The 12,452-nt window shown below is 70.3% G+C and carries 10 protein-coding genes; 6 read left to right on the forward strand and 4 right to left on the reverse strand.

Features of this window, described 5'->3' with window-relative positions:
• Positions 1–57 precede the first annotated feature (57 nt).
• From hrpA to ASD30_RS19645, 4 genes are all read left to right on the forward strand, one after another.
• Positions 58–3,888, forward strand: coding sequence for an ATP-dependent RNA helicase HrpA (gene hrpA, locus ASD30_RS19630; protein WP_056685820.1), 3,831 nt, complete (start codon positions 58–60; stop codon positions 3,886–3,888).
• Between the two features lie 127 nt (positions 3,889–4,015).
• Positions 4,016–4,603 (forward strand): hypothetical protein, encoded by a 588-nt coding sequence (locus ASD30_RS19635; protein ID WP_235532637.1) that lies wholly within the window; start codon positions 4,016–4,018, stop codon positions 4,601–4,603.
• Between the two features lie 238 nt (positions 4,604–4,841).
• The gene (locus ASD30_RS27275; protein ID WP_056685824.1) at positions 4,842–5,228 is read left to right on the forward strand and encodes a type II toxin-antitoxin system PemK/MazF family toxin; all 387 of its coding nucleotides are present in this window, start codon (positions 4,842–4,844) and stop codon (positions 5,226–5,228) included.
• An 11-nt stretch (positions 5,229–5,239) separates the two neighbouring features.
• Positions 5,240–6,103: an aldo/keto reductase gene (locus tag ASD30_RS19645; RefSeq protein WP_056685826.1), complete on the forward strand. Its 864-nt coding sequence runs from the start codon at positions 5,240–5,242 to the stop codon at positions 6,101–6,103.
• Between the two features lie 14 nt (positions 6,104–6,117).
• Here the strand turns inward: ASD30_RS19645 and ASD30_RS19650 are convergent, their stop codons facing one another.
• Positions 6,118–6,903 carry a hypothetical protein gene (locus ASD30_RS19650; protein WP_156393724.1) on the reverse strand — a complete coding sequence of 262 codons (786 nt, stop codon included), beginning with the start codon at positions 6,901–6,903 and terminating at the stop codon, positions 6,118–6,120.
• 100 nt (positions 6,904–7,003) lie between these two features.
• Between ASD30_RS19650 and ASD30_RS19655 the strand changes: the two genes are divergently transcribed.
• On the forward strand, positions 7,004–8,335 hold the full coding sequence (locus ASD30_RS19655; RefSeq protein ID WP_156393725.1) for an ABC transporter substrate-binding protein: 1,332 nt from the start codon (positions 7,004–7,006) through the stop codon (positions 8,333–8,335).
• Between the two features lie 60 nt (positions 8,336–8,395).
• Here the strand turns inward: ASD30_RS19655 and ASD30_RS19660 are convergent, their stop codons facing one another.
• Both ASD30_RS19660 and ASD30_RS19665 read right to left on the reverse strand, forming a co-directional pair.
• Positions 8,396–9,733: an HRDC domain-containing protein gene (locus ASD30_RS19660; protein WP_056685835.1), complete on the reverse strand. Its 1,338-nt coding sequence runs from the start codon at positions 9,731–9,733 to the stop codon at positions 8,396–8,398.
• On the reverse strand, positions 9,730–10,356 hold the full coding sequence (locus tag ASD30_RS19665) for a DUF3000 domain-containing protein (protein ID WP_056685838.1): 627 nt from the start codon (positions 10,354–10,356) through the stop codon (positions 9,730–9,732). The genes ASD30_RS19660 and ASD30_RS19665 overlap by 4 nt, the downstream gene beginning before the upstream one ends.
• 71 nt (positions 10,357–10,427) lie before the next feature.
• Between ASD30_RS19665 and hemE the strand changes: the two genes are divergently transcribed.
• Positions 10,428–11,465 carry a uroporphyrinogen decarboxylase gene (hemE, locus tag ASD30_RS19670; protein ID WP_235532638.1) on the forward strand — a complete coding sequence of 346 codons (1,038 nt, stop codon included), beginning with the start codon at positions 10,428–10,430 and terminating at the stop codon, positions 11,463–11,465.
• A 1-nt stretch (position 11,466) separates the two neighbouring features.
• Here hemE and ASD30_RS19675 read toward each other — a convergent pair whose 3' ends face one another.
• Entirely contained in the window at positions 11,467–12,444 is a 978-nt protein-coding gene (locus ASD30_RS19675; RefSeq protein WP_082564014.1) for a DUF4349 domain-containing protein, read from the reverse strand.
• Positions 12,445–12,452: the final 8 nt, after the last annotated feature.

Below are 12,452 nucleotides of genomic sequence, written 5' to 3' on the forward strand. Positions count from 1 at the left end.
TGCCCGAACCGGATCTCGAGCAAGGCGCCGGGAAACCCGGTGGCGTCGACCGGGATAATGGTCGACGTTGTGCAGCCAGACCTGAAGATCACCTACCCCGACCTCCCCGTCAGCGACCGTCGCGAGGACATCGCTGCGGCCATTCGCGACCACCAGGTGGTGATCGTGGCCGGCGAGACCGGCTCCGGGAAGACCACCCAGCTGCCCAAGATCTGCCTCGAGCTGGGCCGTGGTCTGGGCGGCCGCGAGGGCAAGCTGATCGGGCACACCCAGCCCCGGCGGATCGCCGCGCGTTCGGTGGCCGAGCGCATCGCCGAAGAGCTCGGCACCGAGCTCGGTGACGTGATCGGCTACCAGGTCAGGTTCACCGACCGCACCAGCCGGGACAGCCGGGTGAAGCTGATGACCGACGGCATCCTGCTCGCCGAGCTCCAGCGCGACAGGAAGCTGTTGAAGTACGACACCCTCATCATCGACGAGGCCCACGAGCGCAGCCTCAACATCGACTTCATCCTCGGCTACCTCAAGCGCCTGCTGCCCAAGCGCCCCGACCTCAAGCTGATCATCACCTCGGCGACGATCGACCCCGAGCGCTTCGCGAAGCACTTCGGACTCGATTCCGGTGGTCGAGTAGCGAGCGCCAGCGAGCGTATCGAGACCCCCGCGCCGATCATCGAGGTCTCCGGCCGTACCTACCCCGTCGAGGTGCGCTACCGGCCGCTGATCCAGGCGGGCACGACCGACGAGGACGGCGTCGACGACGAGGGCGAGGTCGTCGTACGCGACCAGACCGAGGCGATCGTCGAGGCGGTCAAGGAGCTCTCCGCCGAGGGCCCCGGCGACATCCTGGTCTTCCTGCCGGGCGAGCGCGAGATCCGCGACACCGCCGACGTGCTGGGAGACCTCAACCTGCGCGACAGGCTCGAGGTCGTGCCGCTCTACTCGCGGCTCTCCTCCGCCGAGCAGCACCGGGTCTTCGAGGCGCCCAGGTCGGGCCGCGGGCGCCGCGTCGTACTCGCCACCAACGTCGCCGAGACCTCGCTGACCGTGCCCGGCATCCGCTACGTCGTCGACTCCGGCGTCGCCCGCATCTCCAGGTTCTCGGTGCGCACGAAGGTTCAGCGGCTGCCGATCGAGGCGATCAGCCAGGCCTCAGCCAACCAGCGCTCAGGCCGCTGCGGTCGTGTCGCGGCGGGTGTGGCGATCCGGCTCTACTCCGAGGAGGACTTCGAGGCGCGTCCCGAGTTCACCGAGCCCGAGATCCTGCGCACCAACCTGGCCTCGGTGATCCTCCAGATGACCTCGCTCGGCCTGGGTGAGGTCGGCCGCTTCCCGTTCGTCGAGCCGCCCGACAAGCGCAACGTGCAGGCCGGCACCCAGCTTCTCGAAGAACTCGGCGCCGTGACCGGCCCCAAGCTGACCAGGCTGGGCGGACGCCTGGCCAGACTGCCGATCGATCCGCGCCTGGGTCGGATGATCCTCGAGGCCGAAAGACTCGGCTGCGTGCGCGAGGTGGTCGTCATCGCGGCCGCACTGTCGTTGCAGGACCCGCGCGAGCGTCCGGCCGACCTCCAGGCCCAGGCCGACCAGCAGCACGCCCGCTTCAAGGATCCTGAGTCCGACTTCATGTCGTGGCTCAACCTCTGGCGCTATCTCAAGAAGCAGCAGAAGGACCTGTCGTCCAGCGCGTTCCGCCGCATGTGCAAGAAGGAGTTCCTCAACTACCTGCGCGTGCGCGAATGGCAGGACTTCGAGTCCCAGCTGCGCCAGGTCTGCAAGGAAATGCGCGTCGAGGCCGGCCAGCCTGCCGATGAGCCCGACTCCGACGGCATCCACCAGGCCCTGCTCTCCGGGCTGCTCTCGCACATCGGTGCGTTGGAAGAACGCGACACGAAGTCGAGTGCCGGACGTCGTCCGATGCGCGAGTACCTCGGTGCCCGCGGTGCCCGCTTCGCGATCTTCCCCGGCTCCGGCCTGGCCCGGAAGAACCCGCAGTTCCTGATGGCCGCCGAGCTCGTCGAGACCAGCCGGTTGTGGGCCCGGCAGAACGCCGCGATCAACCCTGAGTGGGCCGAACGCCTTGGCGCCCACCTGGTCAAGCGCAACTACTCCGAGCCGCACTGGTCGGCCAAGCGGGCCGCCGTGATGGCCCGCGAGCGGGTCCTGTTGTACGGCGTACCGCTCGTCGCTGATCGACTGATCAACTATGGCAACGTCGACCGCGAGCTGGCCCGCGAGCTCTTCATCCGGCACGCCTTGGTCTATGGCGAGTGGTCGACGCACCACAAGTTCTACGCGAAGAACCTGGCCCTGCTGAAGGAGGCCGAGGAGCTCGAGCACCGCGCCCGTCGCCGCGACATCGTGGTCGACGAGCACACGCTGTTCGACTTCTACGACGCGCGGATCGGCGCCGACGTGGTCAGCGGCGCGCACTTCGACACCTGGTGGAAGAAGGAGCGGCAGCGCAACGGGAACCTGCTCACCTTCGACCCGCGCATGCTCACCCACGACACGGCCGACGAGGTGCAGGCCGACGACTACCCAGAGCTGTGGCACGCCGAGGGCCTGACGTTCGACATCGGCTACCACTTCGAGCCCGGCTCGGTCGACGACGGTCTGACCATCGATGTCCCGGTGGCCACCCTCAACCGGGTCGAGGCCGACCAGTTCAGCTGGAACGTGCCCGGCCTGCGCGAAGAGCTGGTCACCGCGCTGATCCGCAGCCTGCCGAAGAACCTGCGGGTCAACTTCGTCCCCGCACCCAACAAGGCCCGCGAGTTCCTGGCCGCCGTACCCGCCGGTGACGAACCGCTGCTCGAGGCGCTCGAACGCTGGTTCCGCGCCACCACGGGCGTGGTCGTGCCCCGCGACGCGTGGGACTGGGACAAGGTCCCCGAGCACCTGCGGCCGACGTTCCGCGTGGTCGACGAGTCGGGTCGCGAGCAGGCCCGTGGCAAGGACCTCGAGGCGCTCAAGGAACCGTTGCGCCCGAAGTTCGCGGCCGCGATGGCCGAGGTCGCCGCCGACTCGGGGATCACCGTCACCGGCCAGACCTCCTGGACCTTCGGCGTCATCGAGTCGTCGTTCACCCAGGTGCGCGCCGGCCACGAGGTGCGCGGCTACCCGGCGCTGGTCGACGAGGGTTCGACCGTGGGCCTGCAGGTCTTCGGCTCCGCTGACGAGCAGGAGGCCCGGCACCGCCTCGCCGTACGCCGCCTGTTGCTGCTCGGCACCCCGTCGCCGGTCAAGGAGATCCTCGATTCGCTGGGCAATGCCGAGAAGCTGGCACTGGCCGGGTCGCCGTACCCGAACGTCACCGAGCTGCTCGAGGACTGCCGCGCGGCCGTGCTGCAGCAGGCCATCGACGCCCGACCCCCGGTTCGCACACCGGAGGAGTACGCCGCCCTCGCCGCGGTCGTGGCGACGGACCTGCCCGCCCACGTGCGTGGCGTCATGCACGACGTGTTCCGGGTGCTGGAGGCGTGGCGGCGCACCGACAAGACGCTCAGCGGCCGGGCCGACATGTCCACGCTCTCCGCGATCACGGACATGCGGGCCCAGCTCGACCGGCTGGTGCACCGGGGCTTCGTCGCCGACGCCGGGCTGCCGCAGCTGCGTGAGCTGCCGCGCTACCTCGCCGCGATCGACGTACGACGGGAGCGGCTCGACTCGCAGGTCGCCAAGGACCGGCAGGTGATGGACCAGATGAGCGAGCTGCAGAACGCGTGGCTGCACCGCGTGGAGGCGTTGCCCCAGGGGCGCCCGCCGGGTGCTGCGCTGCGCAAGGTGCGCTGGATGCTGGAGGAGTACCGCGTCTCGCTGTGGGCGCAGCACCTCGGCACCGCGCAGACCGTCAGCGACGCCCGGATCCGCAAGGCCCTCGGCTGAACCCCGCCCTGCCCCAAGTAACGCGGGGTTATGGTCGCTCCACACGCGTTGTGACGCGGCGGAAGCGACCACAGCACCGCACAAGTGCCGGCCCGCCGGCTTCGCGGCCCGTGGGTAATGTGGTCGGGTGACTGAACGCCCGCACCATCGCCCGACCATGCAGACCTCCGACTTCTTCGACGGCATGGTCGGCGGCACTGATCCGGCGCTGGTCTCCGAGGCGGCCGACCGCGCCGCGTTCCTGCTCGTGCGAGGTGCCCGGGACAGCGACGACCGCGAGGTGGCGCAGCGCCTGTTGCGGCTGGCCGAGACCGAAGGACTCGAGACGCTGGCCGACCTGTGGGCCGGTGCGCCGTCCGACTCGCTGGCGGGGTGCCTCTGGCGTCTCTACGTCTTGCGGGCCTGGGTGCACGCCTCGCCGCAGCTGGCGTCGTCCCAGTTCGAGGCCGGACGCGCCGCCGCCCAGGTCGCCCGCGTCGTGGCCGGGGTCGCCGACCCGCCCGGGCCCGACCAGGTCCGCACGATGATCGACACCGTGCTGACCGGCATCTCCGAGAGCGCTTTCGCCGACGTGCTCCTGCGGGCCTCGGCCTTCGCCCGCGTGGTGGCGGTCGGTCGCGCCCACCTGCACAGTCCCGATGCGCGGCAGATGCTGGTGCTCTCCGAACAGCTCGAGACGGCCGCCCATCAGGAGCTGGCCGTCGGCCTGGCCTGATCGCGGCATTCCGGACAACGCGGAAGATCCCGGTCATCAGGTGACTGGGATCTTCCGCGCTGTTCACCAACGCGGTCTGAGTACGCCGGACCGGGAGCGCCTCACGGCGCGTGGCCGCTCTAAGCGGCTAATTTTGGGACCCGGGGCTGCCGCGGTCCGGCGTACTTCGGCAATTGTAATCGCCGCACCAACCATCCGCGGCAACTTCGCCGGTTACCGGGAAGTTAGGGTCGCTCGCATGGACGCGACGTACGCACCGATCGAGAACGGCGAGCCGGATCCGGGCGAAGTGGTGTGGGCCTGGGTTCCCTACGAGGAGGACGCCAGCCAGGGCAAGGACCGTCCGGTCGTGCTGCTCGGCAAGGACGGCGACACGTGGCTGGCCCTGCAGCTCACCTCGAAGGACCACGACCGCGACGAGGTCCAGGAGGCCGAGGAGGGTCGGTTCTGGATGGACGTCGGCACCGGCGGCTGGGACCGCGAGGGCCGGCCGAGCGAGGTGCGCCTCAACCGTCTCCTGCGGCTTCCCGACAGCGGCCTCCGTCGCGAGGGTGCCGCCCTCGACCGCGAGGTCTTCGAGCGGGTCGTCGAAGGCGCACGGGCCCACGGCACACTCGACGGGTAGCGTCTGGAGGCATGCAGACACGACAGCTGGGTGACCGCTCCGTCAGTGCCATCGGACTGGGCGGGATGCCGCTGTCCCGCGTCCGCTTCGCCACCGGTGAGCTGCCGCCGCGCGACGAGGCGATCGCGACCGTGCACGCGGCGCTCGAGGTCGGCGTGACGTTCATCGACACCGCCGACTGCTACGCGCCCGACGGCCCCGGGCTGGGCCACAACGAGGAGCTGATCGCCGAGGCGTTGCGCGCCGCCGGCTCACCCGACGTACTCATCGCCACCAAGGGCGGCATCCGTCGCGACGGTGCCGACTGGCCGGTCGACGGGCGTCCCGAATGGATCCGCGAGGCCGTGCAGGGCTCGCTCAAGCGGCTCGGCGTCGAGTCGATCGACCTCTACCAGCACCACCGCCCCGACCCGGCGGTGCCGTACGCCGAGACCATCGGCGCCTTCAAGGAGTTGTACGACGACGGGCTGGTGCAGCGCGTCGGGCTGTCCAACGCCGACCCCGACCAGATCAGGGAGGCGCACGGCATCCTCGGTGACGCGCTGGTCAGCGTGCAGAACCAGTTCAGCCCCAGCTTCCGCAGCAGCGAGCCGGAGCTGGAGCTCTGCGAGGAGCTCGGGCTGGCGTTCCTGCCGTGGAGCCCGATGGGCGGCATGCGCCACGCGGCCGACCTGGCCGACGACTTCAAGGCCTTCGCCGAGGTGGGGGAGGCCCACGGCGTGAGCCCGCAGCAGGCCTGCATCGCCTGGCTGCTGGCCCGCTCGCCGAGCATCATCCCGATCCCCGGGGCCAGCCGCCCCGCGTCGATCCGCGACACGGCGGAGGCCACCCACCTCGAGCTCAGCGCCGACGAGCTGGCCCGCCTGAACGCCTGACCCGCTCGTGGACGTCAGCCGAGCTTCTCCGCGACCGCGCGGGCGGCCTGCTGGGCCGGCTCCTGGCCGGGCTCGTAGTTGTAGTCCTGGCCCTGGTTGTCGATCAGCACGATCGAGAGGCGTGAGCCGACCCGGTTCACCGCGACGCCGTTGAAGTGGTGGTCCTGGGCGTCCTTCTGACCGAACTGGAGCAGGTAGGTGAACGACTTGCCGGCCGACACCTGCGCGGCCTGCAGCGGGTTGACCTGCTCGACGTCGGCGTTCAGCTGGGCGGCGCAGTCACGGTGCCACCCGCGTAGCACCTGCTCCACCCGCCAGGCCGACTTGTCGTCGGCGAAGGTGGCGATCAGCTGGGCGGCGCGCTGGTTGCCGTCGGCCTCGAAGGTGCGGATCCAGGCCTCGTCGGCACCCGAGTCGACCAGCGAGAACTTCGCGCAGTCGCCGAACGGGTCACTGCCTTCGGGCTTCGTGCCGGCATCGGTCCAGACGGTGATGTCGTTGAGCCCGGGCATCTCGTCGGCGGTGAGGAACAGGTCGTCGACGGGAGAGGTCACCGGAGCCTCGGTCGTCGTACTCGGTGCGGACGACGCACTCGACGAGCTCGGAGGTGGGGAGGTCTCGGTCTCGGTCTCGGTCGGGGCACTCTCACTGGGCACGTCGGAGGCCTCGGCCGATGCGGTGTCGGAGGGATCCGCACCCGACGTGTCGTCGGGGCCCGATTCGCTGCCGCAGGCGGTCAGCACCAGCGCGGCGAAGAGACCGACTGCCATGCGCAAGAAGGGACGGGGAAGGGTTGCCATGCGGTCAGCGTAGGGGTGATTGCGTGTGCTGCAGGTCGACGCTTCGGTGTGTCCCGATATCGTGTCGGGACATGATGCAGCGAGGAAAGGGCGTTCGGGCGTGAAGACTCGTGCGGCAATGGTGTGTGGAGCGGTTCTGTTGGCGATGCTGGCGGGAGCGTGCGACACCGAGACGGGTGAGCCCCAGCAGGACCCGGTCGGGACCGTGAAGAACCCGGTCAAGCTGAGCTTCATGGCCTATGGAGCCGACGAAGAGGTCGAGGCGATGCAGTCGACCGTCGACCAGTTCAACGTCGACCACCCGACCATGAAGGTGACCCTGCAGCACGCCGCGGACGCCGACGAGGTCATCGACCGACTCAACGCGAAGAACCCTCCGGACGTCTACCTGCTCTCCCAGCGAGACCTGGCCGAGGTGGCCAAGCAGGGCCTCAACCAGCCCCTCGAGGAGCTGCTCGACTCGCGCGGCGTCGACTTCGGCGACTACTACAAGCGCGACGCGATCGACTCGTTCTCCCTCGACAGTCGCCTGCAGTGCATGCCGTACGGCGTCTCGCCGATGGTCATCTACTACAACACCAACCTGATCGACTGGGATGCGATGAAGGAGCAGGGCCTCGACTCCCCGGCCTCGCACGCCGCCTGGACCCTCGACCAGTTCAACGCCGCGGCCGAGTTCGCCGCCAGCCGCCCCGGCGCGAAGGGTGTCTACATCGACCCGACGCTCGAGGGCCTGGCCCCGTTCGTCTACTCCGGTGACGGCCAGCTGTTCGACGACCCGGCCGACCCCACCACGCTGACCCTCTCCGACGACGCGAGCCGTGACGCGCTGTCGCGCACGCTGCGGGTGCTGCGCCCGTCGAAGGTGAACCTGACCCCGCGCCAGCTGCGCAAGGAGTCGGCGCTCGACCGCTTCAAGACCGGCAAGCTCGGCATGATCGCCGGCTACCGCAACATGGTGCCCGAGCTGCGCAAGACGCCGAGCCTCAGCTTCGACGTGATGCCGATGCCGGTGCTCGACAGCCAGACCACGGTGGGCGATGTGAGCGGTCTCTGCATCAGCGCTGAACCCTCCAGCGTCTCCGCGGCGGCCGACTTCATCGTCGACATCATCTCGACCGAGGCGGTCGAGCGGGTCGCCGAGGCCGGCTACCTCGTGCCGTCGAACAACGAGGTCGCCGAGGGCGAGGCGTTCCTCCAGCCCGACCAGCTGCCGGCCCACGCCGCGGTCTTCAACCAGACCGTCCGCAACATCGTCCAGCCGCCGCTGCTCGACTCGTGGGACGACCTCGAAGAGGCCGTGCACGCCCCGATCTACAAGCTGTTCTTCAACCGGGTGCTCAACCTCGAGGAGCTGACCGAGGCGATCGACGAGGCCTCCAAGTCGATCCTGGAGAACCAGGACGAACCCTCCGAGACCGCCACCAACTGACCGACAGTCCCCAACGTCTGACCCCTCCCGGGAGCGATCCAGGGAGCCAGGCGTTGGGGACTATCCGTCGGAGGACGGGGCGTCGGATGGCGTGTCTGCGTCCTCGGGTTCCTCGTCGGCAGCCAGGATGGCGGCGGTGAGCACCGGCTCGACGAGCCCGATCTGCCACGGCCGCGCGCCGTGACCGGCGAGCTGTTCCTGCACGGCCTGCGCCAGCGCAGCCGGCTCGCGGGTCCCTGGCGGGGTCCAGAGCACGCGTCGCAGCGTGTCGGGGGTGAGCAGGTTCTCCACCGGCAGGTTGTTGGTCTCCGCCAGCGTGGCCATCCCGGCGCGTGCCGCGGTGAGCCGGCGTGCGGCCACCGGGTCCTTGTCGATCCAGGTGCGCGGCACCGGCGGCCCGTCGCCGCGCGGTCCGCGTTGCGGCAGCTCGCTCTCGGACAGCCCGCGGGCCTCGGCCAGCGCGGCCACCCACTGTGAGGAGTAGCGGTCGGCGCCGCGGCCGTGGAAGCCGCTGGTGCCCAGCAGGGCGGCCTTGTCGACGGGCAGTGCCAGCGCGGCGGCGATGATCGCCGAGTCGGGCAGGATGCGGCCGGGCGTGACGTCGCGCTGCTCGGCGATGCGGTTGCGGGTCTCCCAGAGCGCGCGTACGGCGGCCAGCGCGCGACGTCCACGCACCCGGTGCAGCTGCGACGTACGGCGCCAGGGTTCGGCGCGCACGGCCGGGGTGAAGTCGAGCAGGTGGTCGAACTCCTCGCGGGCCCAGCCGGCCTTGCCCGACTCGTCGAGCTCGGAGGCCATCACGGCCCGCAGCTCGATGAGCGGCTCGACGTCGAGTGCGGCGTACTCGAGCCACGACTCGGGCAGCGGGCGCCTCGACCAGTCGGCCGCGGAGTGCTCCTTGCGCAGGTGCATGCCGAGCGTGGTCTCGACGAGGGTGGCCAGCCCGACGCGGGGGTAGCCGAGCAGTCGGCCGGCGAGCTCGGTGTCGAAGAGCGACGATGGGCGCAGGCCGACCTCGGCCAGGCAGGCGAGGTCCTGTGTGGCGGCGTGCAGGATCCACTCCACGCCCTCGAGGGCTACCTGCAGGTCGTCGAGGTTGTCGAACGCGATCGGGTCGACCAGTGCGGTGCCCGAGCCCTCGCGCCGCAGCTGGATCAGGTAGGCGCGGGCGGAGTAGCGGTAGCCGGAGGCCCGCTCGGCGTCGATCGCCACCGGCCCGGTGCCTGCGGCGAAGCGGGCCACCACGTCGGCCAGCCCGGCGTCGGTGTCGATCACCGGAGGAAGTCCGTCACGCAGGGTCAGCAGGGGAGCCGGCTCGGGCTCCGGGGCCGCGTCGGTGGTGCCCTCCGGAGCCGCCTCGGCGGAGGCCTCGTCAGGTGTGTCGCCCGGATCGCTCACTGGGCGGGACCGCGCTGGCCGCGACGGCTCGGGATGGCGGTCACTCCCTCGGGCACGGGCTCGAGCCCGACCGCCGTGCAGAGCAGCTCGCCCCACGCCTCGACGTGGGCCGAGACGTCGAAGTTGCCGTTGTCGGGACCGGCCGGCGTCCATGAGGCGCGCACCTCGAGCTGTGCGGTGGCGTCCTCGTCGGCCATCGAGCCGAAGCTCTCGGTCGCGACGCGGGTGACGGTGCCGGAGGGGGCGAGGAACTCGGCGCCGTGGGCCTCGAGGGCCTCGGTCAGCCAGGACCAGCCGACTGCTCCGAGCATCGGGTCGGTGACCATCTCGGGGTCGATCTCGGCGCGGGCGTAGGCCACGAAGCGGAACGTGCCCGCCCAGGCGTCATTGCCGGCCGGGTCGTGCAACAAGATGATGCGCCCGGTGCCGATGTCGGCGTCGTCGACGGTGACGTCTGCGGAGAGTGCGCTGGCGTAGGGAGCGATGCGTTGGGGCGCGGGCATTGACTCACACAGCACCTCGGGACGCAGCCGGGCTGCTCGCATGCTCTCGACCGCAACCCGGAAATCCTCGGGGGGTAGGCCCGCACCCGACCCGGGGTGCGCCTCTTGACGGACCACCATGCCCTCCACAGTAGGGCGAGTCCGAAGGGTCCGTTGTGTGCCACGCCGCCTGACCTGCGAAGATTCGCGGTGTGACTGCCTCCACCGACCTGCACGACTCCGCCTTCCTCCGGGCCGCCCGCGGCGAGCCCGTTCCGCACACCCCGGTGTGGTTCATGCGGCAGGCCGGGCGCTCCCTGCCGGAGTACCTCAAGGTCCGCGAGGGCATCGGCATGCTCGAGTCGTGCATGGACGCCGACCTGGTCACCGAGATCACCCTCCAGCCGGTCCGCCGGTACGGCGTCGACGCGGCCATCTTCTTCTCCGACATCGTGCTGCCGCTCAAGGCGGTGGGTGTCGACCTCGACATCTTGCCCGGCATCGGCCCGGTGGTCGCGAAGCCGGTCGAGACGCTGGCCGACGTGGCCGCGATCCCCGACCTCACTCCCGAGCACGTCCCCTTCATCACCAAGGCCGTGCAGAACCTGGTCGCCGAGCTCGGCGCCACTCCACTGATCGGCTTCGCCGGCGCCCCGTTCACGGTGGCGTCCTACTTGGTCGAGGGCGGTCCGTCGAAGGAGCACGCGAAGACCAAGGCGATGATGTTCGGCGCCCCCGACGTGTGGGACGCGCTGATGCGCAAGATCGGTGGCATCGCCGCGGCCTACCTCGAGGTGCAGGTCGCGGCCGGTGCGTCCGCCGTACAGCTCTTCGACTCGTGGGCCGGCGCGCTCACCCCGGGCGACTACCGCGAGCACGTCATGCCGCACTCCGCGAAGGTGCTCGCCGCTGCCGGCGAGCTCGGCGTGCCGCGCATCCACTTCGGCGTCGGTACGTCGAACCTGCTGCCGCTGATGGGTGAGGCCGGCGCCGACGTGGTCGGTGTCGACTGGCGTACGCCGCTCGCGGACGGCATCAGGGCGGTCGGTGACCGGGCTGTCCAGGGCAACCTCGACCCGACCCTGGTCTTCGCACCGACCGACGTGATGACCGCGCGTGCCGCCGAGATCATCGAGGCCGGCCGGGCCGCCAAGGGCCACATCTTCAACCTCGGCCACGGGGTCATCCCCTCGACGAACCCCGACCAGCTGAAGGCGCTGACGGAGTTCGTCCAGGCGTACCCGCTCTGACCTACTCGGCGTTCGCGACCTGCGGGGCGACCCGCTGACGAGTGCGCAGCCGGCGTGCCAGCACCAGCACCGGGTAGCCCAGGATGCCGAGCACCACGGCGAAGGGCAGTAGCGCCCCGACCACCGTGGCGAGGCCGGCACCGACGCCGGTGAGCGCGTGCCACCCGTCGAGCAGGCCGCCGACGAACGCGTTGTGCTCGTCGTCCTTCTTCTCCTTGGCCGCCGCCGCGGTCTGGTGCTCGAGGTGGACCGTGATCGTGGAGAGGCTGGTCTGGTCCTCGAGGTAGGCCTGCTGTGACTTGAGGGAGTCGAGCTCGGCCTGGCGTGAGGTCAGCTGGGCCTCGATCGAGACGATGTCGGCGATGCTCTCGGCCCGGGCCAGCAACAGCTCGATGCGCTTGAGACTCTTCTCCTGGGCGCGGACCCGCACCTCGGTGTCGATCACCTGGGTGGTGACGTCCTCCGAGCCCTGGCTGGAACCGGTGAGCTCGGCGACCTTCTTCAACTCCTTCATTGCGTCGGCGAACTCCCTCGCCGGCACGCGAACGACCACGCGTGAGCGACGGATGGTGCCGTCGTCCTCGGTCGAGGTCTCCTCCTCGGCGATGGTGCCGCCATGGCTGTCGACCACCTTCTGGAGGTCGAAGCGCGCCTTCTCGGTGTCGGGGCTGACCAGCGAGACGGTGCCGGTGTTGATCATGGCCTTGGTGGCCGGCGCCGGTCGGTTGGCGCCGCCGTTGTCGCGGGTGCCGCCGGCGTCCGAGCCGGAATCGGACTGGGTCTTCAGGGTCGCCTCGCCGTCGCCCTCGCTCGGCGCGTCCTCGGCGGCCAGGCCATCGGCCGCGACCGCATTCCGGCTGGTGTCGCCGGAGGAGCCGGAGTCGTCGGAGGAGTCGGAGTCGCCCGAGGAGCACCCCGTGAGTGCAATCAGTCCGGCGGCCAGCAGGGCCACCGCAAACTTCGTGGGAGAGGTCTTCATGAGGATGG

This window comes from Nocardioides sp. Root140 (assembly GCF_001426745.1).
In the GTDB taxonomy this organism is placed as follows: domain Bacteria; phylum Actinomycetota; class Actinomycetes; order Propionibacteriales; family Nocardioidaceae; genus Nocardioides.

What these genes read in the sequence shown, in the direction of transcription:
- hrpA (WP_056685820.1), top strand. Translation starts at nt 58, where the DNA reads ATGGTCGACGTTGTGCAGCCAGACCTGAAGATCACCTACCCCGACCTC.
- ASD30_RS27275 (WP_056685824.1), top strand. Translation starts at nt 4,842, where the DNA reads ATGGACGCGACGTACGCACCGATCGAGAACGGCGAGCCGGATCCGGGC.
- ASD30_RS19645 (WP_056685826.1), top strand. Translation starts at nt 5,240, where the DNA reads ATGCAGACACGACAGCTGGGTGACCGCTCCGTCAGTGCCATCGGACTG.
- ASD30_RS19650 (WP_156393724.1), bottom strand. Translation starts at nt 6,903, where the DNA reads ATGGCAACCCTTCCCCGTCCCTTCTTGCGCATGGCAGTCGGTCTCTTC.
- ASD30_RS19665 (WP_056685838.1), bottom strand. Translation starts at nt 10,356, where the DNA reads ATGGTGGTCCGTCAAGAGGCGCACCCCGGGTCGGGTGCGGGCCTACCC.
- ASD30_RS19675 (WP_082564014.1), bottom strand. Translation starts at nt 12,444, where the DNA reads ATGAAGACCTCTCCCACGAAGTTTGCGGTGGCCCTGCTGGCCGCCGGA.